This is a genomic window from Telluribacter sp., assembly GCF_035998675.1.
GTDB lineage: Bacteria > Bacteroidota > Bacteroidia > Cytophagales > Spirosomataceae > Telluribacter.
The window spans coordinates 385,069-409,937 of record NZ_DASYHI010000020.1; the positions used below are offsets into that span (position 1 = coordinate 385,069).

The window sequence follows — 24,869 nt, forward strand, 5'->3', positions numbered from 1 at the left end:
ATCTTTGGAGTAATTAAAACGACAAACCAAGAAAGTACATGTTGGAAGTTTTAGGGTACTTGGCCGGAGGCCTGACTACCTTAGCGTTTGTACCCCAGGTGGTACAGATTTATAAGACCAAATCGGCCAAGGATGTTTCCCTGGCTATGTTTCTGCTTTTTACAATGGGCGTAATCATGTGGTTAGGCTACGGGCTTATGACTCATTCGTTTCCCGTTGTAGCCGCCAATGCAGTTACCCTTTTGCTCTCGCTCGTGATTTTATTTTTCAAGTACAAATACCGGGACATAGCCTGACCTACCAGCAAAAAGACCCGCTTTGGTGCGGGTCTTTCTGCTGGTAAAGAATATGGTTTACTTATCAGGCCAGTTGCGCTTCCATGGAAAGCTCGGCATTTAATAACTTGGAAATCGGGCAGCCTTCTTTTGCTCCTTCGGCAATCTCCTGAAACTTTGCCTCATCAATCTCCGGAATGCGGGCCTTTACAACCAGGTGGCTCTTGGTTACTGCTCCCTGCGAGGGGTCCAGGGTTACCGTGGCGGTGGCATTGATTTCATCGGCCGTAAAACCGGCTGCGTTCAGGTCAAAGCTTAATTTCATGGCAAAGCAGCCCGCGTGGGCCGCCGCAATCAGTTCTTCGGGATTGGTACCTTTGCCTTCCGCAAAGCGGGTATTGAATGAGTACTGCGCATTGTCCAGTACGGTACTTTGGGTACTTACTACCCCTTTTCCTTCTTTTCCGGTGCCGTTCCAGACGGCCGTAGCTTTACGGTTGATCATAGGTACTTAAATAATATAGAGGTGAATGATGAGATAAATTTCCTGTATACAACCATTGAATTTCCGGGAATGTTCAACGACAAAACATAATAACAGCAAATGGAGTAGATATTAAGTAAACACAAAACTCATATTAACTCTTTCACTCATGAAAAAGCTTCTTTTATCGTTTTTGCTGGTCAGTACCGGCCTGTTGCTGGGTTGTGAGGGGCCGGTCGGACCACAGGGAATTCCCGGACCCGAAGGTATACCCGGTCCGCAGGGTGCTCCCGGAGTCAACGTGGTAAGTACCGTATTTGACATTGATGGGTCATTTAACGCCCAGAATGAATACCAGATTTTCTTTGATTTTCCACCCGAAGAAATTGAAGTATTTGAAACCGACGCGGTCTTGGTATACCGACTCTGGGACGAGATAGAAGACCCAGGCGGCCCCATTCCGGTCTGGCGCATGCTACCTCAAACCGTTTTCATGCCCCAGGGCCTGATGCAGTACAATTTTGACCACTCCTTTCTGGATGTAAGTATTTTTATTGACGCGCAGTTCAACCGCGCTACCCTGGGTGCCGACTGGACCCAAAACCAGACTTTCCGTGTGGTCATAGTACCGGCCGATTTTGCCCGGAATGGGCGGGCCGGTGCCGTAGATTTTTCTGACTACGAAGCAGTGAAAAAGCACTTCGGCATTAACGAAAGCACCATTAAAAAATACAAGGCCAGACGTGACTAAGTAGCAGGCGGGCCGAAAGCAACCTGCGGCCCCCTGATTTTCCGGATCAAGCACAAAAAAGCCAGTCGTGAACACAACTGGCTTTTCCTACCTATGAAAACAAAATTCTACTTGCAGTACATTGTTGGGTAATCAATCACTTCCGTCTCTGCTATATAAGTACTCCAAAAAGTTAAAAGAGACTATAACTGAAATGAGATTTTTTTTCAAGATGCCGGACCTATAAAGCCGCGCCTCTAATTATGAAGACGTAAAAGTTGGGATTTTACCCCTATCTTTTTTTAACATTTAATAGAAATCATCGTAATTTATCAAGAAAGAATTTTCCCCTACCCTTTGACCATTTGGAAAACCACGCATGAAAGAATTAACCACCAAAATTGAAAGAGCTGTCAGTGAGGCCGTTCCGAAGTTACGTTCCCTGCCGGAACCCGAGTTTAGCCGGAAAGAGTCTCCCCTGAAATGGAGCAAAAAAGAAACGCTGGGCCACCTGGTAGATTCCGCCCAGAATAATATTCAGCGTTTTGTAAGGAGCCAATACAAAACGACCCCCACCCTGGTGTATGATCAAAATGAATGGGTACGACTCCAAAACTACGAACACTACCCTACCGAAGAGCTACTACCACTGTGGGTCGTATTAAATAAGCACCTTTGCCGGGTCCTGGAGGCTATACCCGCCGATGACCTGTACAAAACCTGCAACGTAGGAAAAGAACTGGCCGAAGAGCATACCCTGTTGTTCCTGGCGGAAGACTACCTGAGTCACCTGCGGCATCACCTGAGTCAAATTGTCGAATAGCCCTATATTTCAGGCCGCTATACCTTCGGTTCCCGGCAAATTTTCTACCTTTGTTTTTAGAGATACTGTCCGAAAAGTACTGCTATGAGCAGCAACCGGCAATTCTCCCGCTATTATCAACCTTTTGTGGTACAGTATGGAATTTTTAAAAAGTCAACGGCTCAATCATCTTAAGTATGATATAAGAGGGCCCGTGTACGAGAAAGCCCAGGAACTGGAAAGCCAGGGATACAAGGTCATTAATCTTAATATTGGTAATCCGGCTCCGTTCGGTTTTGACGCTCCCGATGAGATCGTCCATGACATAATCATGAACATCCGGAACGCGCAGGGCTACGCCGATTCACGCGGTTTGTTTCCGGCCCGGAAAGCGGTCATGCATTACACCCAAACCCTGGGAATACCCAACGTTGAAATCAACGATATTTTTATTGGAAACGGCGTCAGCGAGTTAATCCTGCTGTCCATGCAGGCCCTGCTCAATCCGGGCGATGAGATACTGGTACCTTCCCCCGACTACCCTTTGTGGACTACCTCCGTGGCCCTGAGCGGCGGCAAGCCCGTCCATTATGTATGTGACGAAGCGTCGGACTGGAATCCGGACCTGGACGATCTGGAAAGCAAAATTACGCCCAAAACCAGGGGGCTGGTCCTGATCAACCCGAATAATCCGACGGGAGCGGTGTACGACAAAGCCATCCTGGAACGCATCGCCCGCATTGCCGAAGAACACGGATTAATTGTTTTTTCGGACGAGATTTACGATAAAATACTGTACGACGGGGCGGTTCACTACCCCATGGCTACGCTGGTGGAAGATACCCTCTGCGTTACTTTTGGTGGTTTGTCCAAAAACTACCGGGCCGCCGGCTTCCGCGGTGGCTGGATGATCCTGAGCGGTGCCAAGCAACGGGCCAAATCCTATATTGAGGGTATCCTGTTTCTGGCCAGCGCCCGGCTCTGCGCCAATGTACCTACGCAGTTTGCCATTCAGACGGCCCTGGGCGGGTACCAGAGTATCAAAGATTTAGTATTGCCAACGGGTAGGCTGCACAAGCAGATGAACCTGGTCTACGAAAGGCTCACCTCCATCCCGGGTATCAGCTGCGTAAGGCCCAAAGGAGCGCTGTACCTGTTTCCGCGTATCAACCTCAAGAAGTTTGATTTCAAAAACGACGACCAGTTTGTGTATGAATTGCTGAGTGAGCAAAAGGTACTGGTGGTGTCGGGTACCGGATTCAACTACTTCCGCGACGACCATTTCCGCATTGTGTTCCTGCCAACGGCCGATGAGCTGAACCAGGCCATGGACAAAATTGAGGTCTTCCTCGACTCCCGCCGTATTCATTCTACGCGAGCGGTGGAAGAAGTTATAGCCTGAAACAAAAAGCGGCCCGGGTTTACCTTCGGCCGCTTTTTGTTTGGCGAAGTTTTATAAATTGCGATTAGCAATTTTCCCTCAACTACCTACCCGTCGTCCCGCTATGGAACAATTCTCCCTTCACGAACGCAAAAGGCAGCGTCTTTTTCTATTTCTCTGCGGCTTATTCCTGACCAACGCCCTCATTGCCGAAATCATCGGGGCCAAAATATTTTCGGTGGAAGCCCTGCTCGGGATGGCTCCGGCTCAGCTCCCGCTGGGAGATCAAAAACTGGATTTCAATATGTCGGCCGGTGTAGTCAACTGGCCCATTGTTTTTTTGAGTACTGATATTATCAATGAGTACTTTGGCCGGAAAGGTGTCCGCCGGATTTCCTTCCTGACCGCCGGATTCATCATTTATATGTTCTTTACCATTTACATGACAACGACCCTACCCCCGGCCGAATTCTGGCTGGACGTAAACAGCACCGACGAGGCCGGTAACGCGTTCAACATCAACGCGGCCTTCTCCCGGATTTTTCGTCAGGGTATGGGTATTATGGTGGGTTCTATTGTGGCGTTTCTGCTGGGCCAGCTACTCGATATTTCGGTTTTTTCCTGGCTGCGGAAGCGAACCGGCCCCAAACATATCTGGCTGCGGGCCACGGGTTCAACCCTGTTTTCCCAGTTGGTAGACAGCTTTGTGGTAATCAGTATCGCCTTTTACGTGTTTGGCAACTGGTCCATTCAGCAGGTACTTTCGGTAGGTACCGTCAACTACCTGTACAAGGGGGCGATTGCCATACTGGCGACTCCGTTGCTATACCTGGCGCACTATGTCATTGACCGGTACCTGGGAAAAGAAAACGCGGAAAAACTGGCGGAAGAAGCGGCAATTTCAACCTTTGTGTAGCTGCCGACGAAGGTTGTCGCACAGCACGGCGGTGGCAATTCCCACGTTAAGTGACTCCGCTCCGCCAAAGCGGGGAATGGTAACCCGGTGCGTGACGAAAGCTTCCACGGCACCGCCTATGCCCTGGGACTCGTTGCCCATAACCAGGTACCCGCCCTGCGCCGGAAACCGGAAATCATACAGGGACTCGCCCCGCAGGAACGCCCCGACCACGGCAGTACCTTCTTTTTGCTGGCGAAAAAAAGCGGGCAGGTCGGTATAGTAGGTTTGGATGCGGGTAAAGGAGCCCTTGCTGGCGGCCACCACCTTGGGGTTGTAGAGGTCGGTGGTACTCTCGGAGCAAATGATCTTGGTGATTCCGTACCAGTCGGCAATCCGGAGGATGGTACCCAGGTTACCCGGGTCGCGCACGTCGTCGAGCAGCAACGCATATTCACCCGGCCCGGCACATAAAAAGCGGTTTTCTTTCGTTTTAGCTACGGCCAGGCAGGAATCATTGGTCTGAAAAGACCCAACCTTTTCTAATTCAGCGAGGGTTACGGTTTCCAGCGCTACCGGCCGGGCCGCCAGGGTACTTTGGTGTTGCTGCTGGAAGTCGGAGGTAGCAAAAACCGTTTCAACTTCGTAGTCGGAAGCCAGTAGTTCAACCACACTTTTGGCACCTTCTACCACAAAGGATTGGTGCTGCTGCCGATACTTCTTAATTTGCAGCGAATTTATATACTTGATCTGATTTTTAGATAGCATTGAATAGCAAGCGTTGTGTACTACTGATCTGCTTCATTAGCCTCTTTCTGGCGGGGCTGTCAGGCTGTGCGCCCCAATCCGTTACCGAATCCAGGCGTTACCTGTTGGGAATTTCTACCATCAAGGGCAATAAGGTAATAAAAGATGACGAACTGGAATCCCTCATTCCCCAACAACCTAACCGCCGTTTTCTGGGCCTGCCCATATTCCCGTACCTGGCCCTGTACCAGGTGGGTCAGGTGGCCTACGACCGGGAGGAAAAGCAGCGCAAATTAAGCGAGGTTACCCAGGAATACCAGCAACAGTCCGCCCTGTACGCCGATGATCTGGAAAAACTCAAAAGAATTCAACGAAGATACGGTAAGAAAATAGAGAAAGCCCGTCGCCGGGCCGAAGAAGGTAATTTTACGATGCGGGTACTGGGCGAAGCGCCCGTGTACTTCAACGAGCCGGACGCGGGTCGCAATGCCGAAAAAATGCGCAACTACCTGTTCAATAACGGCTTCTTTTTCTCCACGGTTACCCATACCACCGACACCACCTTTCAGCGGATACGGGTCAACTACCGGGTCAGCGAAAACCGCCCTACCCTGCTGCGTAACGTAGGCTACCGGGTCAGGGACAACCGGATTGACAGCCTGCTAATCAGTACCAAAACGGGCACGACCCTGCTGCCCCGGCAACGGTACGACGGGGACGCCTTCGAAGCCGAACGAGTCCGGATTGAAACCCTGCTTCGGAACAACGGGTACTACGGCTTCTCGCGGCAGTACGTTACTTTTATTGTCAATGACACCATTACCGCTCCCGCTACCGACAGCCTGTACAAGCAGGTAGATATTATAGTACGGGTAGAAAATCCCCCCGGGCAAACCGGGCACACGCCTTATGCGGTCGAAACCGTTACCTTTGAGGTACTTCCTCCGGCCGGTTATCCCGATTCGCTCTTCCGAAAGGATACGGCCAGCTGGAACGGCATCAACTATATCTTTTCCGGGCGGCGGTTTTCGCCCCGCATCCTGAACAGCAAAATCCGCGTACGTTCGGGGCAGTTGTACAGCCAGGACGCAGAGCGCCTGACCCAGCGCCAGCTGGCCCTGACCGATCAGTTCCGTTTTGTCAATTACAGCTTTGACTCCACCGGTAATCGTCTGCACGGACATTTCAGAGCCATTCCGCTGGACAAGTACCAGCTTTCGGCCGACCTGGGCCTGAACGTCATTCAGATTCAGCAAACGCCGGGTCCGTTTGCCAACTTTTCCTATAAGATCAGGAATGTATTCAATGGGCTGGAAAATTTCGAAATCAACCTGCGCGGAGGAATAGAAGCCGTAACCGGTTTTAGTGACGCCCGGCTGTACCGCAGCCAGGAATTCAGCCTGAATACATCCCTGCTGTTTCCACAGCTTCTGGTACCCATTGGCGCCGAACGTTACCAGTTGGGCCGGTTTACACCAAGTACCCAGGTGGGCCTGGGCTATAACTACGTCAATCGTCCCGAGTACACCCGGACCAGCGTAAAATCAGCCCTGACCTACTCGCTTCAGCCCAGCCTGACCCGCTTCTATAATCTGTCCATCATTGACCTGAACATTATCAATACCAGCCGGTTAAATCCCAGCTTTCGCAACCTGCTGGATACGCTGCAGCTGCAGGGCAACAACCTGATCAATAGCTTCCGGAAATCATTTGTGTCGGATATTAACTTTTCTTACGTCTATAATACCAATACCTTTCTGGGGGTACCCATCAAAGCGCAGTACCTGCGGTTGGCGGTGGAGTCGGGAGGTACTACGCTGGGGCTGTTTCCCGGCCAGCAAAAGCTGATTCAGGGCCTGTTTGGTGACCTGCAGTTTTTTCAGTACATCCGGCTCAATGCCGACTATCGCCGCTACTGGCCCATCAACAGCCGGGCTTCTTTTGTGGCCCGTATTAACACCGGCAGCGTTCACAGCTACGGGGTAAGCTCGGTACCTCCCTACGAGAAGTACTTCTTTGCCGGTGGCTCCAACAGTATCCGGGCCTGGCTGCCCCGCCGTCTTGGTCCGGGTTCGGCCCGGCCGCGTATTACTTCCAGCAATCTTTCGGTAGAAGCACCGGGTGAATTTTTACTGGAAGGAAACCTGGAATACCGGGGTTTTCTGGCCGAATTTTTCGGCAATCTCAACTACGCCCTCTTTCTTGACGCGGGCAATGTCTGGAACCTGCCCCGGGCTTCCTCCGACTCGCCCGGCGACCTGGACTGGACCTCTTTTACCAGTGAGATAGCCGTAGGTACGGGTTTCGGAATCCGCTACGATTTTTCCTACTTCGTACTCCGGTTTGATTTTGGCGTGAAAGTCTACGACCCTTATCTGAAAGACTTTGTGCTGGACGATTTGAACCGCCGACGGCTTTTTGATACGCGTCAGCCCAATTTCCTGAACCTTAACCTGGGGGTCGGCTATCCGTTCTGACCCGTTTTTTTCTATAAATTTTATCCCTCACCTACTGCCACTTTGTCAGTACAATCGCAATTTATTTGTACATTTGCCCCTTCATTAGAGAAGCCCGGTACCTGTCCGCCGGAAAGCCCGGCTCCTCAACCACCCAACTGATTACTGATTGTCTACCAGAAAAAAAGAGCGGTTTCCGGCCGTACGTTAAAATATGGAACACCGAATCACCGAAACATTAAAGATACTTACAGAAGCTGATAAGGAGGCCTGTGAAGTAGTAAAGGTTACCGAAAAAGAAACCGCTGCTCCGGCCACCAAAAGACTTTTAATTGAAAGCTACGGTTGCCAGATGAATTTCTCCGATAGCGAAATCGTGGCTTCCGTCATGCGGGAAGCCGGCTTTGCTACGACCAACTCCGAGCAGGAAGCAGACTTGATTTTCCTAAATACCTGCGCCATCCGCGACAACGCCGAACAAAAGGTACGCAACCGGCTGCAGCAGCTAAATTTCCTTAAGAAGAAAAAACCCGGTATGCTTATCGGGGTACTGGGCTGTATGGCCGAGCGCCTGAAGGCCAAGTTTCTGGAAGAGGAAAAAATGGTTGACATCGTAACCGGACCGGACGCCTACCGTGACCTGCCGCGCCTGGTTGAAGAAGCCGAAACGGGTCAGAAAGGGGTAAACGTGTTTCTGTCGCGCGAGGAAACCTACGCCGACATTTCCCCTATCCGCCTGAATTCCAATGGCGTTACTGCCTTCATTTCAATTATGCGGGGCTGTGACAACATGTGCAGCTTTTGTGTGGTACCTTATACCCGGGGCCGCGAGCGCAGCCGCGATGCCCACTCCATTGTGCAGGAAGCCCGCGACCTTTACCGCGACGGCTACCGCGAAGTAACCCTGCTGGGCCAGAACGTGGACAGCTACAAGTGGAGCAGCTCCGACGGTACCGAGCAGGTCAACTTTGCTCAACTTCTGGAACAGGTAGCACTGGTTAGCCCCAACCTGCGGGTCCGGTTTAGTACTTCGCACCCTAAGGATATTACAGATGAAGTACTGTACACCATAAAGAAGTACGACAACATCTGCAATTATATTCACCTGCCCGCCCAAAGCGGCAACAGCCGCATACTGGCGCTCATGAACCGTACCTACGACCGCGACTGGTACCTTCAGAAAATTGACCGGATCCGGGCTATTCTGGGCGACGACTGCGGTATCTCGCACGATATGATTGCCGGCTTCTGCACCGAAACCGAGGACGAACACCAGGATACGCTGTCACTGATGGAGTATGCCCGCTACGACTACGGGTACACCTTTGCCTACTCGGAAAGACCGGGTACCCCGGCCGCCAAAAAACTTACGGATGATATTCCGGAGGACATCAAGAAGCGCCGCCTGAACGAAATTATTGCCTTACAACAAAAACTATCCCTGGAACGGAACCAACGCGCCGTTGGGCGGGTACATAAGGTACTTGTAGAAGGTACTTCTAAACGTTCTGATGAGCACCTGCAGGGGCGGAATGACCAGAATAAAGTAGTGGTTTTCCCGAAAGAAAATTTTAAAAAAGGAGATTACGCCCAGGTACTGGTAACCGAATGTACCACCGCCACCCTGATTGGGCACGCGGTTGAGCTGGCTTCCATTACGGCCTGACAACCGGAGGAAGCGGTACAAGACCCGCGTTCAGTACCTGACACGGCTGCGGGGGAAGAAGAGCAGAATAGTTCTCCGGAATTATTCTTTACGAATGACTACATGGATACAAACGAAATACAAGCGATAAAGAACCGCTTCGGCATTATTGGTAATTCTCCCGGACTCAACTATGCCATCAACGTCGCCATGCAAGTGGCTGCTACCGACCTAACCGTTCTTATTACGGGTGAAAGCGGCAGCGGAAAGGAGTCTTTTTCCAAGATTATCCATAGCCTGAGCTCGCGTAAACACGGCCCGTTCATTGCCATCAACTGCGGTGCCATACCCGAAGGTACCATTGACTCCGAGCTGTTCGGTCACGAAAAAGGTGCCTTTACCGGCGCTCTGGACGCTCGTAAAGGGTACTTCGAAACCACCAACGGAGGTACTATATTCCTGGACGAAATTGGTGAAATGCCCTTAGGTACCCAGGCCCGTCTGCTGCGGGTACTCGAAAACGGGGAATACATCCGGGTTGGCTCTTCGAAGGTAATGAAAACGGACGTACGGGTGGTGGCGGCCACGAATGTGAACCTGCGGGATGCCGTGAATACCGGGAAGTTCCGGGAGGACCTGTACTACCGCCTCAATACGGTGCCTATTCTGGTGCCGCCGCTCCGGGAGCGCGGCGAGGATGTGCTGATGCTCTTCCGCAAGTTTACCAACGACTTTGCCGAACGCTACCGGACCAAACCCGTCCGGCTGACGCAGGAAGCGCGCGAAATGTTGATTGCGTACGAATTTCCGGGCAATATCCGGCAGTTGAAAAACATAGCCGAGCAGATTACCATCCTGGAAACCAATAACGATACCCAAATTACCGCCGAAACCCTGCACCGTTACCTCCACCCGGTGCAGGCGGCCACCCGCCGGGCGCTGGTACCCCTGGGGGGCGGCGATGAGGCAGGTACTTCTTTTTCGGAGCGTGAACTCCTCTACAAGGTATTGTTTGATATGCGCCGGGATGTAAATGAACTCAAAAAGCTGGTCCGGGAAGTCCTGCAGAATGAGCAGTTCGGAGGGGATATTCTCAATGACCATAAGGAACTGTTCAGTACCCTGAACGCCCCCGAAAGCAAGGCCAATACCCCCCCCGTCGAAACACCCCGCCTGTTGCCTTCGCCCAGCCACCGGACCATTGACCTTAACCGCTACTCGGAGTCCCGAAGTGATATTGAGGATGTGACCCACGTTACCGAGGAGGACGAGTCGCTTTCGCTGGAAGAAAAAGAGAAAGAAATGATAATTAAGGCTTTACGCAAAAACAACAACAAGCGGAAGTACGCCGCCCAGGCCCTGGGTATTTCGGAAAGAACGCTCTACCGAAAAATCAAGCAGTACAATATTGAAGAGTAGAATCCAGTTGAATACCACGTATACCAAAGTAAGTACACCCTCTCTTTATGACGAAAACAACCGGGACCGCTCTCTTTCGCTCCTACCGTAGCCTGGGCCTTGTGTTAATGAGTTGCCTGGCCCTCGGGTTATTGAGCAGTTGCGGCATATACTCCTTTACGGGTACCAACCTTTCGCCCGATATTAAAACCTTTACGGTGAATAACTTTACTATGGGTACGGCCGGGGGGCCTTCCAACCTGCCGTTGCTCGTGAACGAAAAAATTAAGGAATATTTTCAGCGCAATACCAACCTTACGGTGGTGCCTTCGGGTGGTGACCTCCTGCTGGAAGGTACCATTACGGGCTATGACGTGGTACCCGTAGCCCCCACCGCCAACGACCGGGCGGGTTTTAACCGGTTGAATGTAACAGTGCAGGTGCGCTTTGTAAACAATAAGGACGAAACCAAGAATTTTGACCAGGCTTTTACATTTTATGCTGATTTCCCGCAGGATCAAACCCTGAACCAGAACGAAGCCCGCCTCCTGCCACCCATACTTGATCAGATAGTTCAGAATATTTTCAATAAATCCGCGGCCGACTGGTAAATTGCACGGCTTTGTTGTAATTTCATTGCATACTTTCTGACACACCAGCCTCCTTTGGGTATGAGTACTATTGATAGAGAAACTTTTTCTTACTGGGTTACGCGTCCTCAGGATGTAAGTCAGGCTGATTTGACCCGGCTGGAGACAGCCGCCCGGGACTTTCCGTATTGTCAGATCACCTACGCCCTTATGGCCAGGGCCGCTTCCCAGAAGTCTCCCTACGCTCTGTCGGAGGTGGTATCCCGCGCTGCGGTATACGCGCTGAACCGGAGCGCTTTGCGGCGGATGGTGGAAAACGAATTTGAGTGGTCCGAGTCCCTGCTGGGTCGCTTTTCGGACCTCCCCTACGGCCGCAGCGAGTCGCGCGATAAGGCTACTCCCTACGGACTGGAGAAGCCCATCTCGCTCATTCGTTTTGAGGACCGCTTCAACCCGACCACTGAGCTAGCTGCCGAAAAAGACCCGCGTGAAGCCGCATTCCTGGAACCACTTCCGGTAGATGATACCGTAGCCTCCGAGAAAGTAATTGAAGAGGAACTGACCTACAAACGGTTGAAGGTGACTCCGATTCCGCCCATTGAACTACTTCCCTCCGCCGAGCCCCGCGATAACAGTCGTAGGCAGCAGCAGGAACTAATCGAGAAGTTTATTCAGAATGATCCCCGCATTGGACCTATTCGCCTTAACCTGGAAGATAAAAGTGACCCCGAAGACCTGACAGCCCGTTCGCAGGCCACTACCCTAGACGGTTTGGCTACCGAATCGCTGGCTAAAATCCTGGTCAGGCAGGGCAAAAATGAGAAGGCCATTGAGGTCTACCGAAAACTTGTTTTGAAAAACCCGGAAAAAAAGGATTACTTTGCGGAAAAAATTAAGGAGCTGATGACCAAGAAGTAAGGTAGAAGCCTTGTCTTTATCTGCTTCTTTGAATAAGAAACCCTTTTGAAATAAACCATACTTTTTACTCACCCTTTTATTTTAACGTAAACGCATGTATCTGGCTCTTGTTATTTTGGTTGCGATTATCGCCGTGTTGTTGATTCTCGTGGTATTGATACAAAACTCAAAAGGAGGTGGTCTTTCCAGCGAATTTGGCGGAATGGGCTCAACCCAAATGTTCGGTGTAAAGAAAACGACTGACCTGCTCGAGCAAATCACCTGGGGTTTGGCCGGCGCTATTATACTTTTCTCCCTGGTTTCTTACATTATGGTTGGTGACGGCTCCCAGGCGGCCGATGGCATCAACAGTATCAACATTGACCGGGCTCAGAACACGACTCTACCCGGTGGTAGCGTGGCTCCGGTACCCAATGCCACTACTGCTCCGGCGGCTCCGGCTCCTGCCGATACGGCCAACTAAGAAATTGTGGTACTATTCTAAAGTCGAAAGGCCAACCTGCACAGGTTGGCCTTTCGCTGTTTTCGGGCTTAATCAGGCTACGTTCAGGTACCGCACCATCAGCTGCTTGGCCACCGGCAGCAGGGTTTCGTGCAGCGGATAATCGTAGCGGGTTTCAACCATGTAGGTAGCCGGATTGGGCAGGGAGCGGTACTTGCGGGCCAGCTCCACTTTCAGGTTTTCGAAAGTGGTCCCCAGGCCTTTGGTAATGGAGTCAACCCAGACGGTGTGAATGTACCGCTGTTTGCCCGAATCATAAAGTGCCAGCTGGTAGCGGAATATGGCCGTTTCGTGTTGGGAAGTCCGGTGAATAAACAAGTACCCTTCCTCGGTACGCAACGGTATAATACCCACGGGGGCAAAGGTCAGTTCGGCCTCCACCTCCTGAAAGCGTTCCTGCCCCTCCGACAGGGTACTTGAAAATCGGGGTATGGCAAATTCCAGAATACTGTTCAGTTCCGACAAACAGGCATCGTCGTTATAGACCTCCTCGTACTGAAGCCGGAGTTTTTTCAGGTCCAGCCCCGTCAGATTTTTGGGAAAGGCCGAGCGTATCGTCTTTTTTTTCTCGTTAAAGTAAAGGCTGCTCTCGTAGTGGCTCCTCAGCTCGGGCAGGTGCGGAAACAGCCGGTGGGCCGTAAACTGACTTTGTACGTGCTGAAGGTATGCCAGTAAGACATATTTTTTATACTCAAAATCCAGATTCCCTTCGGTCAACCAATCTCTCTGTAGCTTTGTCATAGTCTTTACGGATGGGTTTGTGAACAAAATATAAGGATATTTCCTTAAACACCAAACGATATTTTCCGATTGTACATTATATCCTCCTTTAGTTCCCGGAAAAAAGAATTTAACCAAAATTGTCAGTCTAATTCTGAAAAAATGACAGAAAAACCCGCTGGCACAACTTATGTAGTAGCTAAGGATGTCAAAAACTTAACTGACAACCATAAAAACGTTTTATACCTATGTCAACTGTAACAGAAGTACAAGTGAACGTACAACCCTTAGCGGACCGGGTTCTGGTAGAGCCTGCTCCAGCCGAAGAAAAAACAGCGTTCGGTATCATTATCCCTGATACTGCCAAAGAAAAACCGCAGCGCGGAACGGTAATCGCGGTGGGTCCCGGAAAGAAGGATGAGCCAATGACCGTTAAAGTGGGTGATACCGTACTTTACGGAAAGTATTCCGGCACTGAGCTTGCCGTTGACGGTAAGGATTGCCTCATTATGCGTGAATCAGATATCTACGCCGTTATCGGTTAAGGTACCCGGTTGACGCATTTTTCGTTCTATTCCAGTTCCATAACTTTTAATCATTAACATTTACAAGTATGTCTAAGAAGATCTTTTTCGACGTGGAAGCACGCGATAAAATTAAGCGTGGTGTTGATACCCTGGCCGATGCCGTGAAGGTAACCCTGGGTCCCCGTGGTCGCAACGTCGTTATTGACAAGAAATTCGGCTCACCTACCATCACCAAGGACGGTGTAACCGTAGCTAAAGAAATTGAACTGAAAGACGCCATGGAAAACATGGGTGCTCAGTTAGTAAAAGAAGTGGCTTCCCGTACAGCCGATCAGGCTGGTGACGGTACTACTACCGCTACCGTACTGGCTCAGGCTATTTACTCCATCGGTGCCAAGAACGTAGCTGCCGGTGCTAACCCAATGGACCTGAAGCGCGGTATTGAGAAAGCGGTTATCGCCATCGTAAAAGACCTCGAAAACCAGAAGAAAAATATCTCTACTTCCAAAGAAATTGCGCAGGTAGCAACCATCTCGGCCAACCATGACGAGGAGATCGGTCAGATGATCGCCGAAGCCATGGAGAAAGTAGGTAAAGAAGGTGTAATTACCGTAGAAGAAGCCCGTGGTACCGAAACGGAAGTAAAAACCGTAGAAGGTATGCAGTTTGACCGCGGTTACCTGTCGCCTTACTTCGTTACTAATACTGAGAAAATGGAAGTTGAAATGGAGCGTCCTTTCATTCTCATCTCGGAGAAGAAAGTATCTTCCATGAAAGAATTGCTGCCCGTACTCGAGCAGGTTGCTCAGACCGGCCGTCCTTTGCTGATTATTGCCGAAGACGTTGACGGAGAAGCCCTGGCTACTCTGGTAGTGAACAAAATCCGTGGTGCTTTGAAAGTGGCTGCCGTTAAAGCTCCTGGCTTTGGCGACCGTCGCAAGGCTATGCTGGAAGACATCGCTATTCTGACCGGTGGTACTGTGATCAGCGAAGAGCGCGGTTTCAAATTGGAAAACGCTACGCTTGACTACCTCGGAACCAGCGAAAAACTGATCATAGACAAAGACAATACAACTATCGTAAACGGTAGCGGACAGTCGGAAGATATTGCAGGCCGGGTTAACCAGATCAAAGCGCAGATCGAAAACACCACGTCTGACTACGATCGGGAAAAACTACAGGAGCGTCTGGCGAAGCTGTCGGGTGGTGTAGCTATCCTGTACATTGGTGCGGCTACCGAAGTAGAAATGAAAGAGAAGAAAGACCGCGTTGACGATGCTCTGCACGCAACCCGCGCCGCCGTTGAGGAAGGTGTGGTAGCTGGTGGTGGTGTAGCGCTTATCCGTGCTGCGGCTGCTCTTGATGAGCTGAAAGGCAGAAACGAGGACGAAAACACCGGTATCAACATTATCCGGGTGGCTATTGAAGCTCCGCTTCGTACTATCGTTGCCAACTCAGGTGGCGAAGGTTCGGTAGTTATCCAGAAAATCAAAGAAGGTACTGGTTCCTATGGTTATAACGCCAAAGACAACATTTTTGAAGACCTACTGGAAGCGGGTATCATTGACCCTAAGAAGGTAACTCGTCTGGCGCTGGAGAACGCGGCTTCTATTGCCGGTCTGTTGCTGACCACCGAGTGTGTGATTGCTGACGAGCCAGAAGACAACCATGCTCCAGCTATGCCTCACGGCGGCGGCATGGGTGGCATGATGTAATCCTGCAATCTATATTTTATAAAAAGCACGGGCTGGTCCCGTGCTTTTTATGCTTCAGTATTTCCTCTGCTTTCCCCTACAAAATTCTCCCTAAACTTTTTGCTTTTTGTGCCGGTTTATTGTAATCTTAACAATTAGTTAACATTGGGGTAATAGTACAATAATACGGGGATGGGAAGAGTAGCAAAAAGAATCGGTCTGGCAGCATGCCTGGTAGCTATGATAGCAATAGGCAACAGCGCCCGGGCACAACGGGCCTTACTGGCCGACTTTCTGGAACAAAAGCAGACCTGGAACGAAAAGTTGGTGGTGGTTTACGACCCCGAGGAGCAACAGGATGTTTTAAAGCAGCAATTGGATGCCCTGCACCCCCACATCCAGACCCTTCGCAAAGAAAATATAGTGGTAGTTCAAATTCCGGCCCGTCTCAGCAAGGCGGATCGGACGTACCTGGAAACTAAGCTCCATCACCAGCCCGGCCGCTTTCAGGTGTGGGTACTTGATGAGCATGGCCGGTTACGTATGTCGGGTACCAAGCCAGCCGAGGCCAGCCAGCTACTCCGGGTACTTTCCCGGCAGCAACGCCCCGGTGCGTTAGCCCGCGCCCAGCTATTCAGGTAGTCTATTGATATGATATAAAGTAGAAGCCGTCTGACCACTCAGGCGGCTTTTGTTTTTAGATGGTACCTTCGCAGTTGCCATAGAAACTCTTAAATTGGAGAAAAATTAGTCCGCACTTCCTTTCCTGTTTCCGATGCGATACCTCTGCCTGTTTTCTTTATATATTTTTGGTTGCCAAAGTACCCCTTCCTTCACCCCTACCTATGCCGCCCAAAGAGGTGAAGAGGTAGGTACCTTTCGGGCCAAAAGCCGGGAGTTCACCCCCCTGGCCCGGGGCATGGACCCCTGCCTGTCTCCTGATGGCACACGGCTCGCCTACACCGAAAACAGACCGAATGGTGACCGGGGCATCAGAGTGATTAACCTGAAAACCAAGGAATCAGTCTTGCTGAATGTAGAAGGCAAAAACTATTACGGACCGGTATGGTCGCCGGATAATAGCCGGATTGCCTTTTCCATATTTGAAAAAGACCGCTGGCACATTGGGGTCATTTCAAAGGACAACCAGGACTTCCGGATTATTTCGACCGGCTCCACCACCGATCTTTTCGCTCCCACCTGGACCTTTGATGGCAAGAAGCTGGTAGTTCATGATCTGGAGCAGGTTTATTTATATGACCTCAACGGAAGAATTGTAAAGAAGTACCCGGCCCAACAGTTGGCCAAGGATTTTTCCCTATCCAGTAGTAGCCACTTTATCCTGAGTCCGGACGAGCAGTACTTTCTTTTCAACGCCGGCGTAGCCGAAGGAGATAGTACCCTGCTACCCATGGAAGCAATTTTCAGTTATGATTTACAAACCGACCTCACTACCCGGCTTACCCCTCCGGGATTGTTCAGCAGCGATCCCTACCTTCATCCGGAAGGGGAGCTGTACTTTAGCGGAAGTGAAAAGGAAGACGCACCACTCAATGCGTACCAAATGAACATTCAGACCCGCCAGCTCACCGAACTGCTGAAAAATGCATCCCGGCCCACCTGTTCTTTTAATAAGTAGCCGGGCTGACCTCAATCTTCCATGAGGCCGTCGCGCATGGTCAGTCGGCGGTCGGCCATTTCGGCCAGGTGCTCATTGTGGGTCACGATGACAAAGGTCTGGTCCAGTTCATCGCGCAGGCGGAAAAACAGTTGGTGCAGGTCTTCCGCATTTTTGGAGTCCAGGTTACCGCTGGGTTCATCAGCCAGCAGAATGGCCGGGCGGTTCATCAGGGCCCGGGCAACGGCCACCCGCTGCTGCTCACCCCCCGAAAGCTGGGAAGGCAGGTGGTCCATTCGATTGGGTAGCCCCAGCAGCGTCAGTAGCTCAGCCGACCGCTTACGAATGGCTTCTTCTGGCTCTCTTCCCCCTATAAATGCCGGCATACACACGTTTTCTAACGCTGTAAATTCTGCTAACAGGTTATGAAACTGGAAAACAAAGCCAATTCGCTCGTTTCGGAACTGGGCCAGGGCTTTGTCGTTCAGGGCGGAGATGTCGGTCCCCTGAATGGTGACGGTACCTTTGTCCGGGCGATCCAGAGTACCTATTATGTGCAGCAGCGTACTTTTCCCCGCCCCCGAAGCGCCTACTATGGCGACAATTTCGCCCTTCCGGACTTCCAGATCTATTCCTTTTAATACGTGCAATTCACCGTACTTACGGGCAATGCCCTTGGCCTGGAGTAAAGTCATAGGTTACTATTATGCGCGGAACACCGCTAAGGTTAGGTATGCCGGAACCGGGGCTACCGATTAGTAAAGTAGTTAATAAAGTACTACGGTACTTGTCGGGTCAGCCACTGATCCTGATCTGATTATTCTTTATTAAGTTAAAATCCCCGGCATTTGTTACCCTCGTCCCGGGGCGTTTCTCGACAAAAGCTTTGCAAAACTACCTGCCGTTTTGAATAATTCGTTAATTTGCCGTGAAAATACCAATTTACTATAACACTCATGAATATTCACGAATACCAAGCCAAAGGCATCTTAAAAAAATACGGCGTACGTATCCAGGAAGGAGTCGTGGCCGATACGCCCGATAAAGCCGTAGAAGTGGCCCGCGAACTCAGCTCGCAGACCGGTACCAAATGGTACGTGGTTAAGTCGCAGATTCACGCGGGGGGACGCGGTAAGGGAAAGATAGTAGGGAGCGACCAACGCGGTGTAGCCCTTGCCAAGTCGGTGGAGGATGTACGTACCATTTCAAAGAATATTTTGGGAAAGGTACTTGTTACGCACCAGACCGGCCCCGAAGGCAAACGCGTGAACAAGGTACTTATAGCGGAAGATGTTTACTACCCCGGGCCCTCTGAGCCAAAGGAGTACTACCTGTCTATCCTGCTGGACCGGGCCAAAAACGCCAATGTAATTATGGCCTCCACCGAAGGAGGTATGGATATTGAAGAAGTAGCCGAGCACACGCCCGAAAAGATCATGAAGGAGTGGGTGGACCCTACCGTTGGATTGCAGCCTTTCCAGGCCCGCAAAATCGCGTTTGCGCTGGGACTGGAAGGAGATGCTTTTAAGGAGATGGTGAAGTTCGTATCGGCCCTGTACAAAGCCTACATGGAGAGTGATTCGTCAATGTTTGAAATCAATCCGGTTCTGAAAACATCTGACAACAAGATTTTGGCCGTTGACGCCAAGGTGAACCTCGACGACAACGCCCTGTTCCGTCACCCCGTCCTGGCCGAAATGCGCGATACCAACGAGGAAGATCCGCTGGAGGTAGAAGCCGGAGCCAACAACCTTAACTACGTAAAACTGGACGGTAACGTGGGTTGTATGGTAAACGGTGCCGGTCTGGCCATGGCTACCATGGATATTATCAAGCTGTCGGGTGGTGAGCCGGCCAACTTCCTGGACGTAGGGGGTGGAGCCAACGCCAAAACCGTAGAAGCCGGCTTCCGGATTATCCTGAAAGATCCTAACGTAAAAGCTATCCTGATCAACATCTTCGGAGGTATCGTACGTTGCGACCGCGTAGCGGCCGGGGTGGTTGAAGCTTACAAGGCCATCGGCGAAATACCCGTTCCGATTATCGTTCGTCTGCAGGGCACCAACGCCGAAGAAGGTGCCCGTATCATCAACGAATCCGGTCTGAAAGTATACTCAGCTATTGAGTTCAAAGAAGCAGCCGAGAAGGTATCTCAGGTACTTAAGGAGCTTGGCTTGTAGTTTTAAAACTACTATGTATCCGAAAGGCGGCCCGTTGGGTCGCCTTTTTTGTTAGCAGTTGGATACCAGGTATTCTACCTGGTACTACCTTTTATTAAAATTGATCATAACCACCCATTCCGTAGAACTTAAAAATCCCTTTCATCGTAACTACCCATCTCCTTAGAAATTATCTGCCACAAAAATTGCGTTTGGAGCAATTTTGCTGTACATTCACAGTAAAATTATTGCTATGAATATTAAAAAAGAAGAAACCGCAGGAAGTACCCAACGGTATAACCCCAATGGTAGCATTCAACGGGCAAGGGCCACAAAGCCTAAAAGCTATAAGTTCTGTATTAAATCTACTGGAAGTGAAATTGTATGGGCCACCAGGATGGATAGAGTAAATATTATCAGAAAAGGACTTCCCTACGAGTCAATTGAAGTGATAAGCAAAAGGGCCAATTTACCTATAAAACAGCTTTTGAACTTGTTTGGTGTCCCCCAAACTACCTACAATAAAAAAAAGAGGGATAAAGATCTACTGAGTGGCAGAGATAGTGAGATAGTGCTAGTAATGACCGAATTATTGGATTTTGGGGTAGAGGTTTTTAATAATGAAGAAGAAAAATTCCAACGTTGGCTTAAAAAACCTAACATTTCACTGGGAGGCGCTACTCCAGAAAGTCTCTTTGACTCTTTGACGGGAATTCAGGAAGTCAGAAACAGTCTTAATAGGCTGGAATACGGAAATCTGGCCTAATGAGGGTATATCGAATCGAAAGAGAAAAATACCTGGACCTAACCTTGAAAGGAATCGGAGCAGCACTAACGGAAGGATATCGTTGGAATAGCCTGAATACCTATTTGGTTTACACCGCCGAATCCCGGGCACTTGCCACGTTGGAAGTGTCCGTTCATCTTGACCTCAGCGAAGATTTACCCACGGATAGGTACTATGTAGAGATAGATATTCCGGATGATGTTGATCTTCTTGAATTAAGCAGCGAAGACCTGCCTGAAAACTGGGACGCCTCTCCACCAATCCTTGAAACCCAGTTCATAGGGGATGATTTCGTCCAGGAAAATAGTGCGGCAGTCCTGAAAGTACCGAGTTGCCTTGTTCCTCCCGAATTCAACTACCTAATCAATCCCAATCATTCTGATGCAAAAAAGATCACTGTCATTTCAATTGCACCGCTAAGATTTGATCAAAGGCTTAAGCAAAGCAAGAAAACATAATTACATTTCTATTCACGTAGGGTCTTGGTACCTAATACCCACATTATAGGCCTGGGAATGCAAGTACCCACACTTTCCTACTTAAGGTCACGCAACTTCCCCTGGTCAAAGGGCATCAATGCAAAAAGTAAGACCTTTGGCTATGGAATAGGTTGGCTAAGTGTAGAGTCCTATAAGGGTGGACAGTCAATGCAGCGGAATTTTAATAAAAAGAGATTTATCACTTATTCATGAATCCCAAAAGAGTAGCACACACACTTGCACGTGTCATACAGAACTAACCTGAACAACTCAGGAAATGAACGTCAGGTACCGGTGTGCCGGGAGGGTAAACCTCTAACCGATGATTAAACTGATTGATTCTCCGCTTGCTGTCAGACTGCCACAACCTGAGGCTCAATAGGTACCGTTTAATAAAATTCACTGACGTGGTCAATACTTTATTCCACTTTTTCTTACATTTAAAACTGGTAAGGTAGGGTTTATTACACCTTCTCTTTAAATAAGTACGACAGCAAAAGTACCATTATTTATTGGAAAAATATAAATAAATACAATAAGTACTGCAAAACTTGCGTATATTTACGAGTTGTATGCCACTTTAGACAGACCTCATGCCGAAGCGAAAAAACTTAAATAGAATTCCTCACAACATCACAAAGAGTTTTTTTGGGACAGAACGCTATTACAACGGCGGCTACATGGGTGATTGGTTATTAAATGCCGCTAAGAGACTTCATTTGACAAATGCTTCTTTAGATGTATTGCAAGTTTCATTCAGTCCGACAGAATTGAATATTCATCCTTTGACGCTAAATGCAAAAGATTTAAAAGCAATTATTGACAAGGAATTATTAGCAAATGGTTTTGACACAAACTTTATTAAAGAAGCCGTTATTGATTTTAAATTTCCAGACCCCAAGATTTATAGAACGACATTTTACTGCTTTCCTTACTTGGTTGATATAGACGGAAAGCGATACGACGCCGGACGAATAATTGAAGAAGGGCTTGAACCAGAATTTGACCCATTTGATGAATTGAATATTTATCCAACAAAAAAACAAACGGGGCTTCTTGACAAAATCAAAAGCCTTTTCGGTTGACAGAGAAAAGCGGCATACAACAATCGTATTGCCAATAGTTGGGCGGGACGTTGGAGCATTTGGCTTCACTTAGCTATTTGGCTTTTGTTCCAACGGAAGAATTTCTATTTGGCTTTTGAATATATTTTTAAACATTAGTAATTACATTGTACTTCGGTTGCCGGGCTGGAAGTTCAGTGAATACCCAACCATCGGCAATACGTAACGTTAGCGGTCATGTTATTTTCACCCGGAGATGTCATCGACTATTAAAAAATATTCGTAACCATGAAATTTCTTATCGCTCTGTCTCTATTGCTCTTGAAATGTATCATTGTCTATTCTCAAAATATCATTTCGTCGCCAACGAAGGCTGATTCTATTTTAATTAGTGTCTATGAAAAATTAAACAGCTTGAAAAACATTAAGTATGACAACATAAGAGAACTTAATTATTCTTCAGAGAACTATCACAATACTTCGAAATGGACTATTTATTCTGATTTTCAAACGGCAGACACAATAGTTGGACTGAAATATCAAATTGAGGATTCTACTTCAAAACAGGTTTTTAATGGTACGGAAAAATTTGATTTAGACAAGAAAGCCAAGACAATTCAATTAAACGACAATCCTAATAAAAACTCATTTAGTAGTCTTTCAGCTTTTTATAATTCAATCATTACACTAAAAAACGTACTACCTTTAATTACGGGCGATAAAACAGCAATAAAAGTTGTTACAGATACAACCATTAATAACAAGGTGTATAGTTTAGTTACCATTAATATCGGTAAACGACGAATACAAAATTTGGGTAATGGTTTTGATGCAATGACGACAAAAAGCAACTTTATTTATAAAATTATAATAGAGAAGAATAATTACCTGCCATTTGAAGTATTGCAGAAAAATGATGTAAACAATGATTTCATTAAAACAAGTTTCAGCAATATTGAAACCGATACAAATGCGCCATCCGAAATGTCATGGTATTACTCAACCTATGCAAACGATTATAAGCCACTAGCAGATGTATCCAGTCACAAATTATTGTCAAATGGGTCGTTATCCCCGGAATGGAAATTGGAAGCATATAACAAAGACAAGACGATTTCATTGAGCGATTTGAAAGGGAAAGTAATTTTATTAGACTTTTGGATAAAGAACTGCGGACTCTGCATACAAAGTATACCACATTTAAACGAACTAAAGAACAAGTTCAAGGATAAGGATTTTGAGATTATAAGTATCAATTCTTATGATTCTAAAGAAGAGGTAAATTGGTTTTGCAATAAACATAAAACTGATTATTCTGTATTGTTAATGGGCAAGGTAGTAGCTGAAAAATATGGTGTAAGTGCCTTTCCTACGTTCTTCATTATTGATAAAACAGGGAAAATTATTTATTCTAAGGCTGGATTTAATGCATCTGTCCAAACAGAAGTAGAACAAGTTATTCAGAAAGCATTATAACGAAATTACAGTAACATATAGTGATGCAAAACACGAACCTCTAACAGTGTGTTTAAAAAATTGTGGCTGGACGTTAAGCTTTCAACTATAAATCATTATTTTGCTTTTGTGGTTGATTGAAACTGACGTTTTTCAATTGCCGCCACATCGCAAACGCTTTTACGTTATGAGTAACCTTATGTGCGACGTATATCAAACTTAAAAAATCATTAAACCTACTTCAATTAATCCATTATACTTTGCTTGTAATCAGCAAGTTATCAAAGAAGCTTCTTCTACTTCAACAAAGCCAGCACCGCCTCATCCCCCACTACTGCATTGGCCGGACGGGGATGGGCTTCGTCAAACACCGTTAGTACTTTCCGGTCCAGTACCTGCACCCGGCTTTCATCTACCTGCTTCTCGTCCAGCTTGAGGTACTTCGCCATGAAGGGGTACATGGCCGCCCGCTTGTTGGGACCAAAGTCGTGCTTCTCAGCCGGGAAATGCACATTGGATACCTGGTCTTTTTTTCCGTAAAGCCCATAAATCTGCTGAATGTGCGGGTACTCTACTTTTGGGTTATTTTTGGTCCAGTCGCCGCCATCCGAAATCAGCAGCATGGGACGGGGAGCGGCCAGGGCGGCAATCTCTACGTTGTTGGTCTGAAATTCTCCTTTTTTATGAATGGGCATACCGCTCTCACAGGTGCAGCCACCAAAGAAGTAAGCCGATACCATTACGGTAGGTGCGGCAACCTTCACGCGGGAATCAAGGGCCGTTAACACGAAGGTTTGGGTACCACCTCCCGACTCCCCTACCACCGCCAGCCGCTCGGGGTCGGCATTGGGCAGGGACAACAGAAAATCCAGCGCCCGGATATTATTAATGGTCTGCAGCTTCAGGGCTTTGCTCAGCTTGTGTTCACACTGTTTCATATCGCCCTGTCCAATCATGTCGGGCACAAAAACCAGGGCTCCCATGCGGGCCAGGGTACCGCAGCGCTTCTGGGTCTGCTGGTGGAAGCGCATATCAGGGCCGTGGCCGTGCGGACTCAGGATAACGGCGTAGGACTTAAGCTGCCGGGCCGGCCGGTACAGATTGCCCGTAACGTAAATTCCCGGTAAGCTTTCGAAGGCTACATTTTCGACGGTGTAGCCGTCCATTTCCCGGCGGCTGTGGAGGAGTGGCGCCGATTGGGGCCGGGGCGGAACCTGCTGTAATTCCATGCCTTCCCGTAACCGCTCTTTTATCTTTTGCGACCGCTGCTGCCAGGCCGCCAGCGAAGCAGGTACCTGACTCTGTAAAAATGCCTGTCCCTGCTCTTCGGTGAAGTAAGGCCCCTGACATAGCTCTGATTGCGCCGAAACCGGCTTATTTAACAGTGTAAAAAAATATAACAACAGGAATGGGGCGTATTTCATAGCAGATGGGTCTTTGAGGTATATACCGGATAAAGACGCCAGCCCCCTCCGGTTACTGTTTCTGGCTAAATGGAAAATAAGATCTGCCGAAGAGTTACCCAATTTAGATTTTCATAAAA

Annotated in this window: 25 protein-coding genes; 20 read left to right on the forward strand and 5 right to left on the reverse strand. The window is 48.7% G+C overall.

What is annotated here, in order from left to right; all coding sequences use genetic code 11:
* Positions 1 to 38 precede the first annotated feature (38 nt).
* Positions 39 to 296, forward strand: coding sequence for a SemiSWEET transporter (locus VGN67_RS15730; RefSeq protein WP_327487805.1), 258 nt, complete (start codon positions 39 to 41; stop codon positions 294 to 296).
* Positions 297 to 360: 64 nt separating this feature from the next.
* On the opposite strand, the gene VGN67_RS15735 is transcribed toward VGN67_RS15730, so the two are convergent.
* Positions 361 to 780 carry an OsmC family protein gene (locus VGN67_RS15735; protein ID WP_327487806.1) on the reverse strand — a complete coding sequence of 140 codons (420 nt, stop codon included), beginning with the start codon at positions 778 to 780 and terminating at the stop codon, positions 361 to 363.
* A 148-nt stretch (positions 781 to 928) separates the two neighbouring features.
* Between VGN67_RS15735 and VGN67_RS15740 the strand changes: the two genes are divergently transcribed.
* The 4 genes from VGN67_RS15740 to VGN67_RS15755 all read left to right on the forward strand — a co-directional run bounded on the left by VGN67_RS15740 (position 929) and on the right by VGN67_RS15755 (position 4,588).
* The gene (locus tag VGN67_RS15740; protein ID WP_327487807.1) at positions 929 to 1,510 is read left to right on the forward strand and encodes a collagen-like protein; all 582 of its coding nucleotides are present in this window, start codon (positions 929 to 931) and stop codon (positions 1,508 to 1,510) included.
* Between the two features lie 358 nt (positions 1,511 to 1,868).
* Entirely contained in the window at positions 1,869 to 2,312 is a 444-nt protein-coding gene (locus tag VGN67_RS15745) for a DinB family protein (RefSeq protein WP_327487808.1), read from the forward strand.
* A gap of 136 nt (positions 2,313 to 2,448) precedes the next feature.
* A complete protein-coding gene (locus VGN67_RS15750; RefSeq protein WP_327487809.1) occupies positions 2,449 to 3,693 on the forward strand; it encodes a pyridoxal phosphate-dependent aminotransferase in 1,245 nt (414 codons plus the stop codon).
* A gap of 103 nt (positions 3,694 to 3,796) precedes the next feature.
* Complete coding sequence (locus VGN67_RS15755) at positions 3,797 to 4,588, forward strand: queuosine precursor transporter (protein ID WP_327487810.1); 792 nt, start codon at positions 3,797 to 3,799, stop codon at positions 4,586 to 4,588.
* Here the strand turns inward: VGN67_RS15755 and VGN67_RS15760 are convergent.
* Positions 4,574 to 5,335, reverse strand: coding sequence for an RNA methyltransferase (locus tag VGN67_RS15760; RefSeq protein WP_327487811.1), 762 nt, complete (start codon positions 5,333 to 5,335; stop codon positions 4,574 to 4,576). The two genes, VGN67_RS15755 and VGN67_RS15760, sit on opposite strands and share 15 nt — an antisense overlap.
* On the opposite strand from VGN67_RS15760, the gene VGN67_RS15765 reads away from it, so the two are divergent.
* The 6 genes from VGN67_RS15765 (at position 5,335) to secG (ending at position 12,784) form a co-directional block, all read left to right on the forward strand.
* A complete protein-coding gene (locus VGN67_RS15765) occupies positions 5,335 to 7,791 on the forward strand; it encodes a BamA/TamA family outer membrane protein (protein ID WP_327487812.1) in 2,457 nt (818 codons plus the stop codon). The two genes, VGN67_RS15760 and VGN67_RS15765, sit on opposite strands and share 1 nt — an antisense overlap.
* 193 nt (positions 7,792 to 7,984) lie before the next feature.
* Positions 7,985 to 9,436: a tRNA (N6-isopentenyl adenosine(37)-C2)-methylthiotransferase MiaB gene (gene miaB / locus VGN67_RS15770; RefSeq protein WP_327487813.1), complete on the forward strand. Its 1,452-nt coding sequence runs from the start codon at positions 7,985 to 7,987 to the stop codon at positions 9,434 to 9,436.
* Between the two features lie 102 nt (positions 9,437 to 9,538).
* Complete coding sequence (locus VGN67_RS15775; protein WP_327487814.1) at positions 9,539 to 10,834, forward strand: sigma-54 dependent transcriptional regulator; 1,296 nt, start codon at positions 9,539 to 9,541, stop codon at positions 10,832 to 10,834.
* A gap of 47 nt (positions 10,835 to 10,881) precedes the next feature.
* Positions 10,882 to 11,424 carry an LptE family protein gene (locus VGN67_RS15780; protein ID WP_327487815.1) on the forward strand — a complete coding sequence of 181 codons (543 nt, stop codon included), beginning with the start codon at positions 10,882 to 10,884 and terminating at the stop codon, positions 11,422 to 11,424.
* A 60-nt stretch (positions 11,425 to 11,484) separates the two neighbouring features.
* Complete coding sequence (locus VGN67_RS15785) at positions 11,485 to 12,321, forward strand: hypothetical protein (protein WP_327487816.1); 837 nt, start codon at positions 11,485 to 11,487, stop codon at positions 12,319 to 12,321.
* A gap of 94 nt (positions 12,322 to 12,415) precedes the next feature.
* Complete coding sequence (gene secG / locus VGN67_RS15790) at positions 12,416 to 12,784, forward strand: preprotein translocase subunit SecG (RefSeq protein ID WP_327487817.1); 369 nt, start codon at positions 12,416 to 12,418, stop codon at positions 12,782 to 12,784.
* Positions 12,785 to 12,856: 72 nt separating this feature from the next.
* Here secG and VGN67_RS15795 read toward each other — a convergent pair whose 3' ends face one another.
* Positions 12,857 to 13,564, reverse strand: a complete 708-nt coding sequence (locus VGN67_RS15795; protein WP_327487818.1) for a hypothetical protein — start codon at positions 13,562 to 13,564, stop codon at positions 12,857 to 12,859.
* A 227-nt stretch (positions 13,565 to 13,791) separates the two neighbouring features.
* Here VGN67_RS15795 and VGN67_RS15800 point away from each other — a divergent pair, with 227 nt between their 5' ends.
* The 4 genes from VGN67_RS15800 to VGN67_RS15815 all read left to right on the forward strand — a co-directional run bounded on the left by VGN67_RS15800 (position 13,792) and on the right by VGN67_RS15815 (position 17,403).
* Positions 13,792 to 14,088 carry a co-chaperone GroES gene (locus tag VGN67_RS15800; RefSeq protein WP_327487819.1) on the forward strand — a complete coding sequence of 99 codons (297 nt, stop codon included), beginning with the start codon at positions 13,792 to 13,794 and terminating at the stop codon, positions 14,086 to 14,088.
* Between the two features lie 68 nt (positions 14,089 to 14,156).
* Positions 14,157 to 15,785, forward strand: a complete 1,629-nt coding sequence (gene groL, locus VGN67_RS15805; RefSeq protein ID WP_327487820.1) for a chaperonin GroEL — start codon at positions 14,157 to 14,159, stop codon at positions 15,783 to 15,785.
* Between the two features lie 219 nt (positions 15,786 to 16,004).
* Positions 16,005 to 16,406, forward strand: coding sequence for a DUF4174 domain-containing protein (locus VGN67_RS15810; protein ID WP_327487821.1), 402 nt, complete (start codon positions 16,005 to 16,007; stop codon positions 16,404 to 16,406).
* Between the two features lie 133 nt (positions 16,407 to 16,539).
* Positions 16,540 to 17,403 (forward strand): hypothetical protein, encoded by an 864-nt coding sequence (locus VGN67_RS15815; RefSeq protein WP_327487822.1) that lies wholly within the window; start codon positions 16,540 to 16,542, stop codon positions 17,401 to 17,403.
* Between the two features lie 11 nt (positions 17,404 to 17,414).
* Here VGN67_RS15815 and VGN67_RS15820 read toward each other — a convergent pair whose 3' ends face one another.
* Entirely contained in the window at positions 17,415 to 18,077 is a 663-nt protein-coding gene (locus VGN67_RS15820; protein ID WP_327487823.1) for an ABC transporter ATP-binding protein, read from the reverse strand.
* A 261-nt stretch (positions 18,078 to 18,338) separates the two neighbouring features.
* Here VGN67_RS15820 and sucC point away from each other — a divergent pair, with 261 nt between their 5' ends.
* The 5 genes from sucC (at position 18,339) to VGN67_RS15845 (ending at position 23,347) form a co-directional block, all read left to right on the forward strand.
* Positions 18,339 to 19,562 carry an ADP-forming succinate--CoA ligase subunit beta gene (gene sucC / locus VGN67_RS15825; protein ID WP_327487824.1) on the forward strand — a complete coding sequence of 408 codons (1,224 nt, stop codon included), beginning with the start codon at positions 18,339 to 18,341 and terminating at the stop codon, positions 19,560 to 19,562.
* A 232-nt stretch (positions 19,563 to 19,794) separates the two neighbouring features.
* Positions 19,795 to 20,307: a type II toxin-antitoxin system Xre/ParS family antitoxin gene (parS, locus tag VGN67_RS15830; RefSeq protein WP_327487825.1), complete on the forward strand. Its 513-nt coding sequence runs from the start codon at positions 19,795 to 19,797 to the stop codon at positions 20,305 to 20,307.
* Positions 20,307 to 20,786, forward strand: coding sequence for an RES family NAD+ phosphorylase (locus tag VGN67_RS15835; protein ID WP_327487826.1), 480 nt, complete (start codon positions 20,307 to 20,309; stop codon positions 20,784 to 20,786). Before parS ends, VGN67_RS15835 begins: the two co-directional genes overlap by 1 nt.
* Before the next feature lie 614 nt (positions 20,787 to 21,400).
* Positions 21,401 to 21,892, forward strand: a complete 492-nt coding sequence (locus tag VGN67_RS15840) for a hypothetical protein (RefSeq protein WP_327487827.1) — start codon at positions 21,401 to 21,403, stop codon at positions 21,890 to 21,892.
* Between the two features lie 267 nt (positions 21,893 to 22,159).
* Positions 22,160 to 23,347 carry a TlpA disulfide reductase family protein gene (locus VGN67_RS15845; protein ID WP_327487828.1) on the forward strand — a complete coding sequence of 396 codons (1,188 nt, stop codon included), beginning with the start codon at positions 22,160 to 22,162 and terminating at the stop codon, positions 23,345 to 23,347.
* Between the two features lie 275 nt (positions 23,348 to 23,622).
* On the opposite strand, the gene VGN67_RS15850 is transcribed toward VGN67_RS15845, so the two are convergent.
* Entirely contained in the window at positions 23,623 to 24,750 is a 1,128-nt protein-coding gene (locus tag VGN67_RS15850; RefSeq protein ID WP_327487829.1) for an alpha/beta hydrolase family protein, read from the reverse strand.
* Positions 24,751 to 24,869 lie beyond the last annotated feature (119 nt).